Consider the following 15,076-nt stretch of genomic DNA (forward strand, 5'->3'; position numbering starts at 1 on the left):
AATCCCGCCATTGGAGCGTTGTGCATGTCCCGTCGTCTTCCACCCTTGTATGCCCTGCGCGCATTCGAAGCGGCGGCCCGTCACAGTTCGTTCACGCGGGCCGCCGAAGAGTTGTCGATCACGCAAAGTGCGGTGAGCCGGCACATCCGCACGCTCGAAGAGCATTTCGCCTGCCGCTTGTTCCATCGCAGCGGTCGCAATCTGCAACTGACCGAGTCGGCGCGCCTGCTGCTGCCGGGCATCCGCGAGGGATTCGCCGCCCTGGAGCGAGCCTGCAATACCTTGCGCGCCGAGGATGACATCCTGCGCATGAAAGCCCCGTCGACCCTGACCATGCGCTGGTTGCTGGCGCGGCTCAGTCGCTTCCGCCATCTGCAGCCGGGCAACGAGGTACAACTGACCAGCGCCTGGATGGACGTGGATTCGGTGGACTTCAACAACGAGCCCTTCGATTGCGCGGTGTTGCTCAGTGACGGGCATTTCCCGCCGGACTGGGAAGCCAGCCTGCTGTTTCCAGAGGAACTGATTCCGGTCGGCGCGCCGAACCTGCTCAACGACCAGCCCTGGGACGTTGCACGGCTGGCCAGCGCCGAATTGCTGCACCCGACGCCAGATCGCCGGGACTGGCGCAGTTGGCTGGAACACATGGGGTTGTCGGATCAGGTGTCACTCAAGGGCGGGCAGGTGTTCGATACCCTGGAACTCGGGATGATTGCGGCGGCCCGGGGTTACGGTGTGTCCATGGGGGATTTGCTGATGGTGGCCGAGGATGTCGCGCAAGGACGCCTGAGTCTGCCGTGGCCGACGGCGGTCGCCAGCGGACTGAATTATTACCTGGTGTGGCCAAAAACCCGTCCGGGAGGTGAACGTTTGCGCCGCCTGAGCGACTTCCTGCAAGGCGAAGTCCGCGCCATGACGCTGCCGGCGGTCACACGCTTGAGCTGAAACGTTCGAGCCTGCACAATGCCGGCCTTTCGCCATAACCCTGCTATTCGCTCAAGTATTCGGTTTTACCGCCGAATACGTGCATGTGGAACCGTCGTGCCGGTATCCACGATTCACCCCCACTATTAGAAAAATTTCCGAGTCAGGATCAAGGAGGATCCCGTGGCTCGGCCAGGAGCTGTCCATGTCTCAACCTCGCGCTCGGATCGCCTCGCAGCTGGGCCTCGCGCTCGCCGTGATACTGGCGATTGTCATCAGCGGCAGTACGGTGTTCGCCCTGCGTTCGCTGGACACCGCCAACCTCGCCACTCGTGAAGAACACCTGGCCAGCGAGGCACGCCTGCTCGCCGATCAGTTGAGCACTTTCCACGGCACGCTGCGTGAAAGCACCCAGCGCCTGAGCGGATTGTTCGAGAAGCGCTTCAGCGCCGGCCTGAGCATTCATCCGGGCGAGCCGGTCAACGTCGCTGGCACCCAGACCCCAGGCCTGCATCTGGGCAGCGAAGTGCTGAACAACAACTTCAAGGAAGTCGACGAGTTCAAGCAGATGACGGCGGGTGTCGCCACGCTGTTCGTGCGCAGCGGCGAAGACTTCGTGCGGGTCAGCACCTCGCTGACCAAGCAGGATGGCAGTCGCGCCATCGGCACCTTGCTCGATCACGCTCACCCGGCCTACGCGAAGTTGATGGCGGGGCAGGGTTACGTTGGCCGCGCCTTGCTGTTCGATCGCTCCTACATGACTCAATACACCCCGGTGCGTGACAGCAGCGGCAAGGTGATTGCTGTGTTGTTCGTCGGCTTCGATTACACCGACGCGCAGAACGCCCAGTTCGAAAACCTCAAGCGCTTCCGCATCGGCCAGACCGGCTCGCTGGCACTGCTGGACGAAAAGAACCAATGGCTGGTGGCGCCGGCTGGCGTGCAGGCGCTGGATCAAGCGGTTCCTGTGATCAATGATCTGGCGAAAACGCCGGGTAAAGGTCGGTTCTGGAGCGACAAGTCCGAAGACTTCTACAGCATTGCCGTGCCGTTCGAAGGCGGCCCGTGGTCGGTGGTGGCGAGCATGCCGAAGGCCGAGATTCGCGCGGTGACCTGGAGCGTGGGTACCCAACTGGCCATCGGCAGTCTGCTGGCAATGTTGCTGGCGGTCGGCTCCGTGGTCTGGTTGCTGCGCAGCAAACTGGCGCCTTTGGGTGATCTGGTACGTCAGGCGGAAGCCCTGGGTGCCGGTGATCTGAGCGTGCGTCTGAGCGTGTCGAGCAATGACGAAATCGGCCAGTTGGCCCGCGCCTTCAACCAGATGAGCCAGGCACTGTCGACCATGGTCGAGCACATCCGCCGCGCCTCGGAAGAGGTCAACCGTCGGGCTCAAGCGCTGTCCGGCCTGTCTGGCGGCGCCTATGAAGGCATGGAGCAGCAGTCTGGCGAAATCACCAGCATGGCGGGTGCGGTTGAGGAATTCTCCGCCACGTCGCTGAACATTGCCGACAACATGGGCAACACCCAGCGTCTGGCCCAGGAAAACGCGCAGCAGACCCAGATCGGTCGCACGTCGATGGAAGAAGCGTCGTCCTCGCTGGAGCAGATTGCCGGCGCACTGAACACCACGGCGACCGTGATCAACACGCTGGGTCAGCGCTCCCAGGAAATCGGCGGCATCGTCAGCGTGATCACCTCGATTGCCGAACAAACCAACCTGCTGGCACTCAACGCCGCCATCGAAGCGGCCCGTGCCGGTGAACAGGGTCGGGGTTTTGCCGTGGTGGCCGACGAAGTGCGCAATCTGGCGTCGCGCACTCGTCAGGCGACCGATGAAATCTCCGGCATGATCCATAGCATCCAGCAGGAAACCGGCAACGCCATCAGCACCATGGAACAAGGCAACGTGCTGATGCAGGAAGGCCTGTCGCGCAACGCCAACGTCGCATCGGCGCTGGCGCGGATCGATGAGCAGAGCCGTTCGGCAGGCCAGCAATTTGCCGCGATCACCACCGCGACCCAGGAACAGAGCAGCACCGCGACGCTGTTGAGCAGCAACCTGCAGAGCATCGCGATGGCCAACAGCGAGCAGCGCGAGGTGGTGTCCAACCTGGCAATCACCGCCAAGGAACTGGAAGGCCTGGCAGCCGACCTGCGCCAGGAGGTCGACCGCTTCCGTTGAGGCCTCTTTGAAATAGCTATCGCGAGCAGGCTCGCTCCCCCAGGGTTCTTGTAGGACCTGTGAGAGCAAGCCTGCTCGCGTTTTGGCCCACCACCATCGCGGCACTTACTGAGTCGCCGGCCGGTATTGCAACGCTTCGGCCAGATGCTCGCGACTGATATCCGCGCACTTCTCCAGATCCGCCAATGTCCTCGCCACCTTGAGCAACCGGTGCGCCGAGCGCAACGACAAGATCAGTCTTTCGCACGCCGTCTCCAGCCAGGCTTCATCGGCTGTGGATAACTTGCAGTGCTTCTTCAGCCCCGGCAAATCGAGAAACGCATTGGCGCAGCCCTGGCGTTTTTGCTGACGCTCGCGGGCCTCGGCGACCAATGTGGCCGCGCTGGCGCTGTCTTCTCCCGGTTTCACGGCAGGGTTCAACGCTGTCGCCTCCCGCGCTACTGTCAGGTGCAAATCGATCCGGTCCAGCAACGGCCCCGACAGTTTGTTGCGATAGCGCTGCACCATGTCCGGTGTGCATGAGCATTTGCCGCTCGGTTCGCCGAGATATCCACAGGGGCAGGGATTCATCGCCGCCACCAGCTGGAATCTCGCGGGAAACCGCACCCGTTCCTTGGCACGGGCGATCACGATGCAGCCGGACTCCAGCGGTTCACGCAGAACCTCCAGCACCTTGCGATCAAACTCCGGCAGTTCATCGAGAAACAGTACACCGTGATGAGCGAGGGTGATTTCGCCGGGTTGCGGTTTTGAGCTGCCACCGACCAGTGCCGGCCCGGAGGCCGAGTGATGCGGCTGGCGAAACGGGCGCTGCGGCCAATGGGTCAGCGGCGCTCCACTGGCGACGGATTGAATCGCCGCCACCTCCAGCGCTTCACTCTCGGCCAGCGGTGGCAGCAACCCCGGCAATCGACTGGCCAGCAACGTCTTGCCCGTCCCGGGTGGCCCGCTGAACAGCAGGTTGTGTGCGCCAGCGGCGGCAATCAGCAGCGCCCGTTTGGCGGCCAGTTGGCCCTGTACTTCATTCAGGTCGGGATAGGGTTTGGCGGCATGGATCAGCCCGTCCGAGACATAGGGCTCGACCGGTGTATGCCCGTTGAAGTGCGCCACGGCCTCCAGCAGATGATCCACCGCAATCACCCTCAGTCCCGAAGCCAGACAAGCCTCCTCCGCATTCGCCCGTGGCACCACCAGCGTCCGCCCGGCCTTGCGCGCTGCCAGTGCCGCAGGCAACACCCCGCGCACCGCCCGCACAGCGCCGGATAACGCCAGCTCACCGAGGCATTCCACGTCATCGAGCGTCAACGTCGGCACCTGCACGCTCGCCGACAGAATCCCCAGCGCAATCGCCAGATCGAACCGCCCGCCATCCTTGGGCAGATCCGCCGGCGCCAGATTCAGCGTGATCCGCCGCGCCGGGAACTGCAGCCCGGAATTGATGATCGCACTGCGCACCCGGTCCTTGCTCTCTTTCACCGCCGCTTCGGGCAGGCCGACCATGGTCAGCGAGGGCAAGCCGTTGGCCAGGTGGACTTCGACGGTGACAGCGGGAGCATCCACGCCAATCTGGGCGCGACTGTGGACGATGGCGAGGGACATGGTCGTTCCTTGTGTTGAATCGGGGCCGCTTCCTGCGGGTTTTTTAAGGGTAGTTGAGCGGGGTTCTAGCGTTTGAGTAGAGGTTTACAAGACGTATCAGAAAGCGGTTGTGCGGGCCTATGCATTCATCTTCTGCCTGCTAACAGACCACTTGGCTCAAGCTCAGGTTCGCACGTAACGGCAACTTCAATAAACCTCCGTTGATTGGCTGACAAATTTCCAGCCAGTCGAAGTGCTTCGAGGTGTAGTTCAACAACCTGAAGTAGCTTTGTCTTCCTCTTTTTATCCTTCACTGAGACCTCCATCCTGATGGGTGCATTTTCGTTTGCCAATGTAATGACAGGTGTAAGGACTGCATAACCAGGCGTAGACGCCGATTTTTGTAGGGGCATGCCCTAATAGTTGTAGGACGCTAGTGAAAGCGACTCGACGGTCTTGTATTGCAAAGTCGGGTGCTCCAGTTTGGCCGCTCAATGCAGCCTCTGGAGGCGAAAAATGAACCGCAATGGTATGCGCTCGATTCACCCCGGCGAGGTTCTGAATAAGGAGTTCATGGAGCCGTTGGGCATGACAGTCATGGACTTGGCCATGCCCACGAACTGGCCTGAAACCGAGATCGAGAAGCTTGTGAAATGCCAGCTCAGGATCTGCGCCGATTTGGCAATCAGGCTGGCGATCCACCTCAATACCACACCTGAATTCTGGATGAATCTTCAGTCGACTTACGATTTACGCAGGGCCCAGCTCCGGCATGCGGGCCTATAGCGATTGCAGCATCCGCGAAGCCCTCTTCCACCAAGTGCCCGGTTCTGGGCGCTTTAGCATTTCCCGTTCTACCACCATCAACGGCACATCCTGCAACCGAATCCACGGCTGGTTATTCCAGTGCAGCAAACTCAACGACATCTCGGGCCAATTCAGCAGGCTTAGCTGTGGGCGTTCGCTTGTGGTGGGGTGCTGGGCGTCGCGCAGGGTGGGGATGACTTGATGGGTGAGCCATTCGCGCAGAGCACGGTATTCGGGGCAGTAGTGGTAGACGAGGAGGGCGTAGATGCCGGATTCGCTGATCAGGAGGGTGTTTTCGATCTGATTGTGGATCAGGGTTTTGCGGGTTTGGTATTGGTCGGGGTCGAGTTTTCGCAGGATGCGTTCGTTGAGGTAAATGTGCAGCAGGCGGCCCAGGTCGCGGGCGGAGAACCAGGGTTGGTTCTGGATGAGCAGGGCGTGGAGGGGGAGTTTGTAGCGGGTGAAAACCTGAGGAGTGAGATACGTCTCTTCGTTATTCATTGAACAGCTCCTTTTGCTTTAGGGCTGCCCTCAATTGTCGCCAAACAATTGGGTGGCAGTCGTACGCGGGTTGGCGAACCGGAGCAAAAGGAACCCGGCAGACCCGAAGGTCTCCCACGCACAACCGCCATGACTCGATGTGGCGGTAAACACAGCCGCCATCATGGTTGTCGTGCGCCTTAAGCTTTCCGGGTCGCCAAACCCAGTGCTGAACATTCAGCATTGGGTGAGCTTAGGAATCAGGGCTTCACGACGCAATCGGACGGCGGGGTTGCAAGCTGTAGGATTCTGCCGAGAGTCGATAGCGAATCCTGAATGGCGGGAAGGTCGTTCCGACCTTCATTCGCGGGCAAGCCCGCTCCCACAGGGGGCCGCATTCACAAAGACACGAGGTTTTACTCGGCCGGCGGCGTCAGCTTCGCTTCCAATTCAGCCACCTTCGCCTCAAGGCTTTCGAGCCGGGCGCGAGTGCGCGCCAGCACCACCATCTGACTGTCAAACTCTTCGCGGCTCACCAGGTCCAGTTTGCTGAAGGCACTTTGCAGCAGCATCTTGAACTGGCTTTCGATTTCGGCTTTTGGCAAGGGCGTATCGCCGCTGAACAGGCGGGAGGCGGTGCCGCTCAGGGCGTCGAGGAAGTCTTTGGGCGCGAGCATGGGATATGTCCTGGAAACAATGGCCGGCAGTGTATCACGCAGTGTCTATAGTCATTGACGCAGGCACGGATGCACGCTTTTCGCGCAACTGGATGCACGGCCGCGCACCGTTGTTGTGCGTATCCCGAGTGCCATTTGGGTGATGGCATCTGCGACAGCGGCCAAGGGATTGAAATCAGGGGTTTTTGGCGAGATGGCAAGCTTTCTGCTTAGTCACCTTCGACCCATGCACTGATGCAGTCGCTGTGACGAATGCAGTGCGGCAGACGGAGCGGGGAGTTTCGTCTGGAGCGGTTAGCTGGCGTCGACAACGAAGCGTTACAAAGCCAGGCACTGCGCTTAGACTTGAGTCGGGTTTGTTTTCCTGGGGCAAGTCCACCAATTCGGGAGAGAGTTTCATGAAGCTAGTCACTGCCATCATCAAGCCGTTCAAGTTGGACGACGTGCGCGAGTCGCTGTCCGAAATCGGCGTGCAGGGCATTACCGTTACTGAAGTCAAAGGCTTCGGTCGGCAGAAGGGTCACACCGAGCTGTATCGCGGCGCGGAGTATGTGGTCGATTTTCTGCCCAAGGTGAAAATCGACGTTGCCATCGACGACAAGGATCTGGATCGGGTTATCGAGGCGATAACCAAGGCTGCCAACACCGGCAAGATCGGTGACGGCAAGATCTTCGTGGTCAATCTGGAACAGGCGATCCGCATCCGTACCGGCGAAACCGATACCGACGCGATCTAAACGCCGCCACAAACCCAACGCCCCAGGAGAAAACAATATGACTCTGCGTAAATTCGCAGGGCTAGGAGCCCTGTTGTCTATCGTAATGCCCGGCCTGGCCATGGCGGCAGACGAAGTGGCAGCTCCAGTCCTGAACTCCGGCGATACCGCCTGGATGCTCACCTCCACAGCCCTCGTACTGTTCATGACCATTCCCGGCCTCGCGCTGTTCTACGGCGGTATGGTCCGGTCGAAAAACATTCTTTCCGTGATGATGCAGTGCTTCGCCATTACCGGCCTGATCAGCGTCCTGTGGGTCATTTATGGCTACAGCATCGCGTTCGACACCACCGGCATGGAGCAAGGCGTCGTCAACTTCAACTCGTTCGTGGGTGGATTCGGCAAGGCGTTCCTGGCCGGTGTCACGCCAGCGAGCCTGACCGGCCCGGCGGCGCTGTTCCCCGAGGCGGTCTTCATCACCTTCCAGATGACCTTCGCGATCATCACCCCGGCGCTGATCGTCGGTGCGTTCGCCGAGCGGATGAAGTTCTCCGCGATGCTGATCTTCATGGGCATCTGGTTCACCCTGGTCTATGCACCGATCGCGCACATGGTCTGGTCCGGCAACGGCGGCCTGATGTGGGACTGGGGCGTACTCGACTTTGCCGGTGGCACCGTGGTGCACATCAACGCCGGTGTGGCCGGTCTGATTGCCTGCCTGGTACTGGGTAAACGCAAAGGCTTCCCGACCACCCCGATGGCGCCACACAATCTGGGTTACACCCTGATGGGCGCGGCGATGCTGTGGGTTGGCTGGTTCGGCTTCAACGCCGGTTCCGCCGCAGCCGCCAACGGCACCGCCGGCATGGCGATGCTGGTGACTCAGATCGCGACCGCCGCTGCCGCACTGGGCTGGATGTTCGCCGAGTGGATCACCCACGGCAAACCAAGCGCACTGGGTATCGCATCCGGTGTGGTTGCAGGCCTGGTTGCGATCACTCCGGCCGCTGGCACCGTGGGCCCGATGGGCGCACTGGTGATCGGTCTGGCAGCGGGCGTGGTGTGCTTCTTCTGCGCCACCACCCTGAAACGCAAACTCGGTTATGACGACTCCCTGGATGCCTTCGGCGTGCACGGTATCGGCGGTATCCTCGGCGCGATCCTCACCGGTGTGTTCGCCGCACCGTCGCTGGGTGGCTTCGGCACCGTCACCGACATCGCCGCACAAGTCTGGATTCAGTGCAAAGGCGTCGGCTTCACCGTGATCTACACCGCGATCGTGACCTTCATCATCCTCAAGGTGCTGGATGCCGTGATGGGTCTGCGCGTGACCGAGGAAGAAGAATCGGTCGGCCTGGATCTGGCACAACACAACGAGCGCGGCTACAACCTGTAAGCACGCGCCGCAAAAAACTTGCCCGGCTTGCCGGGCATTTTTTTGTCTGGAATTTGTCTTCCCTGATATGGCTGAAAGGATTTTTCGTACGGCTTTGGTCGTGTTTACGACGTGTGTTTTTCTGCGGCCAAAGGCTTACATCATTGAAGGAACATCAGGGCCTTTGTTTTTTTCCAGAGCGCGCTAGAATGCGCCCCGAACGTGCGGAGAACTGTATGTGGCAACAGACTCTGATAACCCTGCGGGCGCGGCCCCGGGGCTTTCATCTGGTGACGGACGAGTTGCTCGCCGGCCTGCCCGAACTCAAGGCATGCCGGGTCGGTCTGTTGCATTTGTGGCTGCAGCATACCTCGGCGTCGTTGACCATCAACGAGAACGCCGATCCGGCGGTACGTCGCGACTTCGAACGATTTTTCAATCGTCTGATCCCACAAGGAGCAGACGGCTATGAGCATAACGACGAAGGCCTGGACGACCTCCCGGCGCACTTCAAGGCCAGCGTGCTGGGCTGTCAGATCAGTTTGCCGATAACGGCGGGCCGACTGGCACTGGGCACCTGGCAAGGCGTTTACCTGGGCGAGCACCGTGATCATGGCGGTGCCCGTAAAGTCCTCGCCACCTTGCACGGTGAAGAGGCATAAACCGTTGGTCACCAATGGTTACCGATTTTTTTCCGGCGACTTTCGACAGTCGCTAAAGCTGGTCTATAACTAATCTGCTTTTCGCAAGTCATGAGGTAGAACATGAGCGACGATGATCTGGAAAACGACGACCTCGAAGTAGGCGACGAAGACGAGGCCGAAGACGGTCTGGAAGCAGCAGCGGAAGACGTTGCTGAAGACGATGGCGGTGACGATACGCCGGCCCCGGCTGCCAAAGGCAAGGCCAAGGCTGCGGTATCGGTCGACGAGTTGCCGAGCATCGAAGCCAAGAACAAGGAGCGCGATGCCCTGGCCAAGGCCATGGAAGAGTTCCTTGCGCGCGGTGGCAAGGTTCAGGAAGTGGAGGCCAACGTGGTCGCCGATCCGCCCAAGAAGCCGGACAACAAGTACGGCAGCCGCCCTATCTGAGGCGTGCCGCTTGCTTGCTGAAAAAGCCCGCCGTCGCTGCGGGCTTTTTCATGGGCGAAAGAAATCTAGCGGCGGCTGTTCCAGCGGGCGAGCACCGCGGGCAGATCGGTCAGGCTGCGAATCTCGGCATCCGGCAGGCGTTCCGCTTCCCAGACCTTGCCGGCCGGGTTGAACCAGATCGCTCGCAGACCGGCCTGCTGCGCCCCGGCGATGTCATCCCCCGGATGATCGCCGATATGCACGGCGGCTTCGGCGCTCACGCCACCGCGTTGCAACGCTTCGTGGAACAGTCGCGCATCCGGCTTGGCGATGCCGATGTCTTCGGCGCACAACGCGAACTTGAAGTAGTCCGCCAGCCCGAGACGACGTACATCGGCGTTGCCGTTGGTGACCACGCCGAGGGCGTAGTGCCTGGCGAGGGTTTCCAGGATCGGCTCGACCTCCGGGAACACCTCGATCTGGTGCCGCGCATGCAGAAACACTTCAAAACTCTTGTCTGCCAGTTCCGACGCTTCGCCGTGGGCGTACCCGGCTTCCTCCAGCGCATGGAACAGCACTCGCCGGCGCAGCGCGCTGATGCGGTGCTTGAGTCCCGGTTCGTTGGCCAGCACCCGCTCGCGGATCGACCAAAGATGCTCCACCGGCACCGCGCCCAGATTCGGCGCATGTTCGCTCAGCCATTCGCGCAAAACCGCTTCGGCGCTGACGATCACCGGGGCGGTATCCCACAGGGTGTCGTCGAGGTCGAAGGTGATCAACTGGATACTCATGAATCGTCGCCTTTCATGCGTTTGGCCCGTGGATGGGCGCTGTCGTAGACCGCCGCCAGATGCTGGAAGTCCAGGTGGGTATAGATCTGGGTGGTCTTGATGTCCGAGTGGCCGAGCAGTTCCTGCACCGCGCGCAGGTCCTGGGAGGATTCGAGCAGGTGGCTGGCGAAGGAGTGCCGCAGCATGTGCGGGTGCAGGTTCTGTCCCAGTTCGCGCTCGCCCGCCAGTTTGACCCGCACCTGAATCGCGCGCGGGCCGAGACGTCGGCCTTGCTGGCTGACAAACACGGCATCGTCCGCCGGATTGGTCAGCGCCCGCAAAGGCAGCCATTGTTCCAGCGCTTCCCGGGCCTTTTTGCCGACCGGCAACAGGCGTGTCTTGCTGCCCTTGCCCAGCACCTGAACCATGCCGTCGGCCAGATCGAGCTGATCGAGATTGAGCCCGGTCAGCTCCGACAGGCGCAGGCCGGAGGAATAGAACAACTCCAGAATCGCCTGATCGCGCCGCGCGAGAAAATCGTCCTCCACAGCACCTTCAAGCAGTTGCAGGGCGCGGTCAGTGTCGAGGGTTTTCGGCAGGCGGCGCTCGCCTTTGGGCGGTGCCAGGCCGGTGGCCGGATCGTGATCGCAGAGGCCTTCGCGGTTCAGATAGTGATAGAGCCCGCGCACCGCCGAGAGCAGGCGCGCCAGGCTGCGCGAGGACTGGCCCTGGGCATGCAGGCGGGCGATCAGACTGCGCAAACGCTGGATATCCAGTGCCTGCCAGCTGCCGATGTTCTGTTTGTTGCACCAGTCGAGGACTTTATCGAGATCGCGGCGGTAGGCTGACAGCGTGTGCGGCGACACCTGCCGCTCACTGCGCAGGTGTTCGCAGTAAGCGTCCAGTTGTCGTTCCATGCTCAGCGTACCGAGCGCAGGGAGCTGTTGACCCGTGGCAGCACGCGACCCATGACTTCGGCGATGTAGCTGAGGAACAGCGTGCCGACCGAGCTCTTGTAGTGCTGCGGATCACGGCTGGCGATAGCCAGAATCCCGTGGATGCCTTGATGGCTGACGGCGACTACGGCGGTGGAGCCGATCTGCTTGCGTTGCTCTTCGCCGAACAGGAAGTCCAGCTCGTGTTCACGCAGGCTGCCGCTGACGCTCTTGCCTTCGGTGAGCAGGCCGCCGATGGCGGTTTGCGCATCGGCGTGGGTCACCCAGCGACCGACCGGGGCCGGGTTGTCGCCGAGCAGGATCAGGCTGACAAAGGGCACCTGGAAATCCTGGCGCAGGCTGTCTTCGACGCTGATCACCACGTCTTCCAGAGTGGCAGCGTCCATCAGGGCGAGGATCAGGCGACGGGTCTTGTCGAACAGGCGATCGTTGTCCCGGGCGACGTCCATCAGGTGCGAGAGGCGATGACGCATCTCGATGTTGCGGTCGCGCAGAATCGCCATCTGACGCTCCACCAGCGAGACGGTATCGCCGCGTTGATGGGGGATGCGAAGGGACGGCAGCAGTTCTTCATGCTCGACGAAGAAGTCCGGATGAGCCTCCAGGTACGCGGCAACCGCTGCCGCCTCCAGGCTCTCGGACGCTGATTCACCGGACTGTCGGGCGGGTACCTGAGGCTTATCGGTCATGGCTTCTGCTCACTCAAAGACGCACTTGTCCTTCGTATACGCGCACTGCCGGGCCGGTCATCAACACCGGTTGGCCGGGGCCTGCCCATTCAATGGACAGACGCCCGCCCGGCAGGTCGATCAGCAGTGGCGAATCCATCCACCCCTGACTGATCGCCGCTACAGCAGCAGCGCAGGCACCGGTGCCGCAGGCCTGGGTTTCCCCGGCGCCGCGTTCCCACACGCGCAGTTGCGCGCGATGGCGGTCGATGACCTGGAGAAAACCGACGTTGACCCGTGCCGGGAAGCGCGGATGGTGTTCGATTTTCGGCCCCAGTTCATGCACCGGTGCAGTGTTGATATCGCTGACCCGCAGCACCGCATGGGGGTTGCCCATGGACACCGCCGCCAGATCGACCGGCGTACCGTCGACATCGACCTGATAGCTCAGGGCCTGCTCCGGCGCCTGGAACGGAATGTCCGCCGGCACCAGACGCGGGGCGCCCATGTTCACGCCGATCTGGCCGTCGTTGCGCACGTCCAGTTCAATGATGCCGCCCTTGGTCTCGACGCGGATCTTCCGTTTGGCGGTCAGGCGCTTGTCGAGCACGAAGCGGGCGAAGCAGCGCGCACCGTTGCCGCACTGCTCCACTTCGGAGCCGTCGGAATTGAAGATCCGGTAACGGAAATCCACGTCCGGATTGCTCGGTGCCTCGACGATCAGCAACTGGTCGAAACCGATGCCGGTGTGCCGGTCGCCCCACATTTTTGCGTGCTTGGGCTGAATGTGCGCGTGCTGGCTGACCAGGTCGAGGACCATGAAATCGTTGCCCAGGCCGTGCATCTTGGTAAAACGCAGCAGCATGGGGTTACTCCGGCAGCAGGCTTTCGCCGGCAAACAGCTCGGCCACGGTCTCGCGGCGACGCACTTCAAAAGCCTGATCGCCATCCACCAGCACTTCGGCGGCACGGCCGCGAGTGTTGTAGTTGGAGCTCATCACGAAACCGTAGGCACCGGCCGAATGCACGGCCAGCAGATCGCCTTCTTCCAGCGCCAGTTCGCGTTCCTTGGCGAGGAAATCGCCGGTTTCGCAGATCGGGCCGACGACGTCGTAGGTACGCGCAGCGGTCTCGCGTGGCTTGACCGGGGTCACGTCCATCCAGGCCTGGTACAGCGCCGGACGGATCAGGTCGTTCATGGCCGCGTCAACGATGGCGAAGTCTTTGTGCTCGGTGTGCTTGAGGTACTCGACCTGGGTCAGCAGCACGCCGGCGTTGGCGACGATGAAGCGGCCCGGTTCGAACACCAGTGCCAGGTCGCGACCGACCAGACGCTCGCGCACGGCCTTGATGTAATCGGCGGCCAATGGCGGCTCTTCATCGCGATAACGCACACCCAGGCCGCCACCGAGATCGATGTGGCGCAGGTGGATGCCGCAATCGCCGAGGCGATCGACCAGATCCAGCAGGCGGTCGAGGGCATCGAGGAACGGTGGCAGGGAGGTCAGTTGCGAACCGATGTGGCAGTCAACGCCGACCACTTCCAGGTTCGGCAGGTGCGCGGCACGCACGTACACGTCTTCGGCGTCAGCGATGGCGATGCCGAACTTGTTCTCTTTGAGACCGGTGGAAATGTACGGGTGGGTGCCGGCATCGACGTCCGGGTTGACGCGCAGCGAGATCGGCGCGCGAACGCCCAGCTCGGCGGCGACCAGCTGCAGGCGCTCGAGCTCGTCGGTGGATTCGACGTTGAAGCAATGCACGCCGACTTCCAGCGCGCGGCGCATGTCGTCACGGGTCTTGCCGACGCCGGAGAACACGATCTTGTCCGGGCTGCCGCCGGCGGCCAGTACGCGTTCCAGTTCGCCACGGGAGACGATGTCGAAGCCGGCGCCAATGCGGGCCAGGACATTCAGGACACCGAGGTTGGAGTTGGCCTTGACCGCGAAGCAGACCAGGTGCGGCATGCCGGCCAGCGCATCGGCGTAGGCCAGGTACTGGGCCTCGATGTGGGCGCGGGAGTAGACGTAGGTCGGTGTGCCGAAGCGATCGGCGATGGCGGACAGCGCCACACCTTCCGCGAACAGTTCCCCGCCACGGTAGTTAAAAGCGTCCATGGCGATCCCTTAGTAAACGTCGTGCTTGTGTGCCTTGGAGACAGGCTGCTTTTGCGAAGACTGGGCTTGCTCGGCCGGGTCCTGATCTTCATCGGGCAGGTACAGCGGGCCTTTCTGACCGCAAGCCGAAACGAGGCAGGCAACCGCGACGATCGCAGCGATGGAAGAGATCAGGCGCTTCATGGCGAAATCCTTGAATATGCGTTAATTGCGCCGGAGTATACCGGCCACCCGGCAGCTTGCCTATGCGACGGAACTCCCGTCCGGCGGGGCTCGGGCTGCGGCGCGGAAACTTTTCCCGCGTGGCGGGTGGATATTTCGTCGCCGGGCAGGGCGCTTGGTCGTTATCCTTTGCAATCGGCCGGCAGCGTCCGTATCTTGCGGCGCTTGAGCCTGATCAGACATTTTTTGAGGTTGCCGCAATGAGTTTGTCCGAAGCCCGTTTCCACGATCTGGTCGATGAAACCCAGGAAAAACTGGAAGACATCTTCGACGACAGCGACATGGACATCGACATGGAGAACTCGGCCGGTGTGCTGACCGTCAAGTTCGAGAACGGCACCCAGCTGATCTTCAGTCGTCAGGAACCGCTGCGTCAGCTGTGGCTGGCCGCAGTGTCCGGTGGTTTCCACTTCGACTACGACGAAGAAAGCGAACGCTGGATGTGCGACAAGAGCGAAGAGCAGCTGGGCGAAATGCTGGAGCGCATCGTCAAGCAGCAGGCCGGCACCGAATTCGATTTCGAAGGCCTGTGAT

The 15,076-nt window shown here is 61.6% G+C and carries 17 protein-coding genes; 8 read left to right on the forward strand and 9 right to left on the reverse strand.

Features of this window, described 5'->3' with window-relative positions; genetic code table 11:
* Positions 1–24: 24 nt before the first annotated feature.
* Positions 25–945 carry a LysR substrate-binding domain-containing protein gene (locus MKZ87_RS20435; protein ID WP_085685856.1) on the forward strand — a complete coding sequence of 307 codons (921 nt, stop codon included), beginning with the start codon at positions 25–27 and terminating at the stop codon, positions 943–945.
* A gap of 184 nt (positions 946–1,129) precedes the next feature.
* Positions 1,130–3,106, forward strand: coding sequence for a methyl-accepting chemotaxis protein (locus MKZ87_RS20440; RefSeq protein WP_085696849.1), 1,977 nt, complete (start codon positions 1,130–1,132; stop codon positions 3,104–3,106).
* Positions 3,107–3,211: 105 nt separating this feature from the next.
* Here the strand turns inward: MKZ87_RS20440 and MKZ87_RS20445 are convergent, their stop codons facing one another.
* Positions 3,212–4,705 carry a YifB family Mg chelatase-like AAA ATPase gene (locus tag MKZ87_RS20445; RefSeq protein ID WP_234206145.1) on the reverse strand — a complete coding sequence of 498 codons (1,494 nt, stop codon included), beginning with the start codon at positions 4,703–4,705 and terminating at the stop codon, positions 3,212–3,214.
* A 495-nt stretch (positions 4,706–5,200) separates the two neighbouring features.
* Here MKZ87_RS20445 and MKZ87_RS20450 point away from each other — a divergent pair, with 495 nt between their 5' ends.
* Entirely contained in the window at positions 5,201–5,470 is a 270-nt protein-coding gene (locus MKZ87_RS20450) for a HigA family addiction module antitoxin (protein ID WP_227233887.1), read from the forward strand.
* Here MKZ87_RS20450 and MKZ87_RS20455 read toward each other — a convergent pair.
* Both MKZ87_RS20455 and MKZ87_RS20460 read right to left on the reverse strand, forming a co-directional pair.
* On the reverse strand, positions 5,465–5,992 hold the full coding sequence (locus MKZ87_RS20455; RefSeq protein WP_266201904.1) for a Bro-N domain-containing protein: 528 nt from the start codon (positions 5,990–5,992) through the stop codon (positions 5,465–5,467). The genes MKZ87_RS20450 and MKZ87_RS20455 overlap by 6 nt on opposite strands.
* Before the next feature lie 395 nt (positions 5,993–6,387).
* Complete coding sequence (locus tag MKZ87_RS20460; RefSeq protein WP_011336527.1) at positions 6,388–6,648, reverse strand: accessory factor UbiK family protein; 261 nt, start codon at positions 6,646–6,648, stop codon at positions 6,388–6,390.
* Positions 6,649–7,046: 398 nt separating this feature from the next.
* Here MKZ87_RS20460 and glnK point away from each other — a divergent pair, with 398 nt between their 5' ends.
* The 4 genes from glnK to sutA all read left to right on the forward strand — a co-directional run bounded on the left by glnK (position 7,047) and on the right by sutA (position 9,830).
* The gene (gene glnK, locus MKZ87_RS20465; RefSeq protein WP_002555808.1) at positions 7,047–7,385 is read left to right on the forward strand and encodes a P-II family nitrogen regulator; all 339 of its coding nucleotides are present in this window, start codon (positions 7,047–7,049) and stop codon (positions 7,383–7,385) included.
* Positions 7,386–7,422: 37 nt separating this feature from the next.
* A complete protein-coding gene (locus tag MKZ87_RS20470) occupies positions 7,423–8,760 on the forward strand; it encodes an ammonium transporter (protein ID WP_007951904.1) in 1,338 nt (445 codons plus the stop codon).
* 215 nt (positions 8,761–8,975) lie between these two features.
* Entirely contained in the window at positions 8,976–9,401 is a 426-nt protein-coding gene (locus MKZ87_RS20475; RefSeq protein WP_085696853.1) for a secondary thiamine-phosphate synthase enzyme YjbQ, read from the forward strand.
* 102 nt (positions 9,402–9,503) lie between these two features.
* Positions 9,504–9,830 (forward strand): transcriptional regulator SutA, encoded by a 327-nt coding sequence (gene sutA / locus MKZ87_RS20480; RefSeq protein ID WP_007951900.1) that lies wholly within the window; start codon positions 9,504–9,506, stop codon positions 9,828–9,830.
* A 65-nt stretch (positions 9,831–9,895) separates the two neighbouring features.
* Here sutA and MKZ87_RS20485 read toward each other — a convergent pair whose 3' ends face one another.
* Genes MKZ87_RS20485 through lptM form a run of 6 tightly spaced genes read right to left on the reverse strand, consistent with a single transcriptional unit; the run spans position 9,896 to position 14,503 of the window.
* Positions 9,896–10,600 carry an HAD family hydrolase gene (locus tag MKZ87_RS20485; protein ID WP_266201905.1) on the reverse strand — a complete coding sequence of 235 codons (705 nt, stop codon included), beginning with the start codon at positions 10,598–10,600 and terminating at the stop codon, positions 9,896–9,898.
* Complete coding sequence (xerC, locus tag MKZ87_RS20490) at positions 10,597–11,496, reverse strand: tyrosine recombinase XerC (RefSeq protein ID WP_085702334.1); 900 nt, start codon at positions 11,494–11,496, stop codon at positions 10,597–10,599. Before xerC ends, MKZ87_RS20485 begins: the two co-directional genes overlap by 4 nt.
* A 2-nt stretch (positions 11,497–11,498) precedes the next feature.
* On the reverse strand, positions 11,499–12,224 hold the full coding sequence (locus MKZ87_RS20495) for a DUF484 family protein (protein WP_007951894.1): 726 nt from the start codon (positions 12,222–12,224) through the stop codon (positions 11,499–11,501).
* A gap of 13 nt (positions 12,225–12,237) precedes the next feature.
* Positions 12,238–13,068, reverse strand: a complete 831-nt coding sequence (dapF, locus tag MKZ87_RS20500) for a diaminopimelate epimerase (RefSeq protein WP_085696856.1) — start codon at positions 13,066–13,068, stop codon at positions 12,238–12,240.
* A 4-nt stretch (positions 13,069–13,072) separates the two neighbouring features.
* On the reverse strand, positions 13,073–14,320 hold the full coding sequence (lysA, locus tag MKZ87_RS20505) for a diaminopimelate decarboxylase (RefSeq protein WP_085702335.1): 1,248 nt from the start codon (positions 14,318–14,320) through the stop codon (positions 13,073–13,075).
* A gap of 9 nt (positions 14,321–14,329) precedes the next feature.
* Positions 14,330–14,503, reverse strand: coding sequence for an LPS translocon maturation chaperone LptM (gene lptM, locus MKZ87_RS20510; protein ID WP_085696945.1), 174 nt, complete (start codon positions 14,501–14,503; stop codon positions 14,330–14,332).
* Between the two features lie 239 nt (positions 14,504–14,742).
* Between lptM and cyaY the strand changes: the two genes are divergently transcribed.
* Positions 14,743–15,075 (forward strand): iron donor protein CyaY, encoded by a 333-nt coding sequence (gene cyaY / locus MKZ87_RS20515; protein WP_085696944.1) that lies wholly within the window; start codon positions 14,743–14,745, stop codon positions 15,073–15,075.
* The last annotated feature ends 1 nt before the right edge of the window (position 15,076 follow it).

Origin of the sequence: Pseudomonas sp. MCal1, assembly GCF_026341415.1 — a bacterium.
Lineage (GTDB): Bacteria > Pseudomonadota > Gammaproteobacteria > Pseudomonadales > Pseudomonadaceae > Aquipseudomonas.

Bases quoted from the DNA above. Each gene is read 5' to 3' on its own strand.
- MKZ87_RS20440 (WP_085696849.1), top strand. From the start codon at position 1,130: ATGTCTCAACCTCGCGCTCGGATCGCCTCGCAGCTGGGCCTCGCGCTC.
- MKZ87_RS20470 (WP_007951904.1), top strand. From the start codon at position 7,423: ATGACTCTGCGTAAATTCGCAGGGCTAGGAGCCCTGTTGTCTATCGTA.
- MKZ87_RS20475 (WP_085696853.1), top strand. From the start codon at position 8,976: ATGTGGCAACAGACTCTGATAACCCTGCGGGCGCGGCCCCGGGGCTTT.
- MKZ87_RS20485 (WP_266201905.1), bottom strand. From the start codon at position 10,600: ATGAGTATCCAGTTGATCACCTTCGACCTCGACGACACCCTGTGGGAT.
- MKZ87_RS20445 (WP_234206145.1), bottom strand. From the start codon at position 4,705: ATGTCCCTCGCCATCGTCCACAGTCGCGCCCAGATTGGCGTGGATGCT.
- lptM (WP_085696945.1), bottom strand. From the start codon at position 14,503: ATGAAGCGCCTGATCTCTTCCATCGCTGCGATCGTCGCGGTTGCCTGC.
- lysA (WP_085702335.1), bottom strand. From the start codon at position 14,320: ATGGACGCTTTTAACTACCGTGGCGGGGAACTGTTCGCGGAAGGTGTG.
- glnK (WP_002555808.1), top strand. From the start codon at position 7,047: ATGAAGCTAGTCACTGCCATCATCAAGCCGTTCAAGTTGGACGACGTG.
- MKZ87_RS20455 (WP_266201904.1), bottom strand. From the start codon at position 5,992: ATGAATAACGAAGAGACGTATCTCACTCCTCAGGTTTTCACCCGCTAC.
- dapF (WP_085696856.1), bottom strand. From the start codon at position 13,068: ATGCTGCTGCGTTTTACCAAGATGCACGGCCTGGGCAACGATTTCATG.
- MKZ87_RS20450 (WP_227233887.1), top strand. From the start codon at position 5,201: ATGAACCGCAATGGTATGCGCTCGATTCACCCCGGCGAGGTTCTGAAT.
- MKZ87_RS20435 (WP_085685856.1), top strand. From the start codon at position 25: ATGTCCCGTCGTCTTCCACCCTTGTATGCCCTGCGCGCATTCGAAGCG.
- cyaY (WP_085696944.1), top strand. From the start codon at position 14,743: ATGAGTTTGTCCGAAGCCCGTTTCCACGATCTGGTCGATGAAACCCAG.
- sutA (WP_007951900.1), top strand. From the start codon at position 9,504: ATGAGCGACGATGATCTGGAAAACGACGACCTCGAAGTAGGCGACGAA.
- xerC (WP_085702334.1), bottom strand. From the start codon at position 11,496: ATGGAACGACAACTGGACGCTTACTGCGAACACCTGCGCAGTGAGCGG.
- MKZ87_RS20460 (WP_011336527.1), bottom strand. From the start codon at position 6,648: ATGCTCGCGCCCAAAGACTTCCTCGACGCCCTGAGCGGCACCGCCTCC.
- MKZ87_RS20495 (WP_007951894.1), bottom strand. From the start codon at position 12,224: ATGACCGATAAGCCTCAGGTACCCGCCCGACAGTCCGGTGAATCAGCG.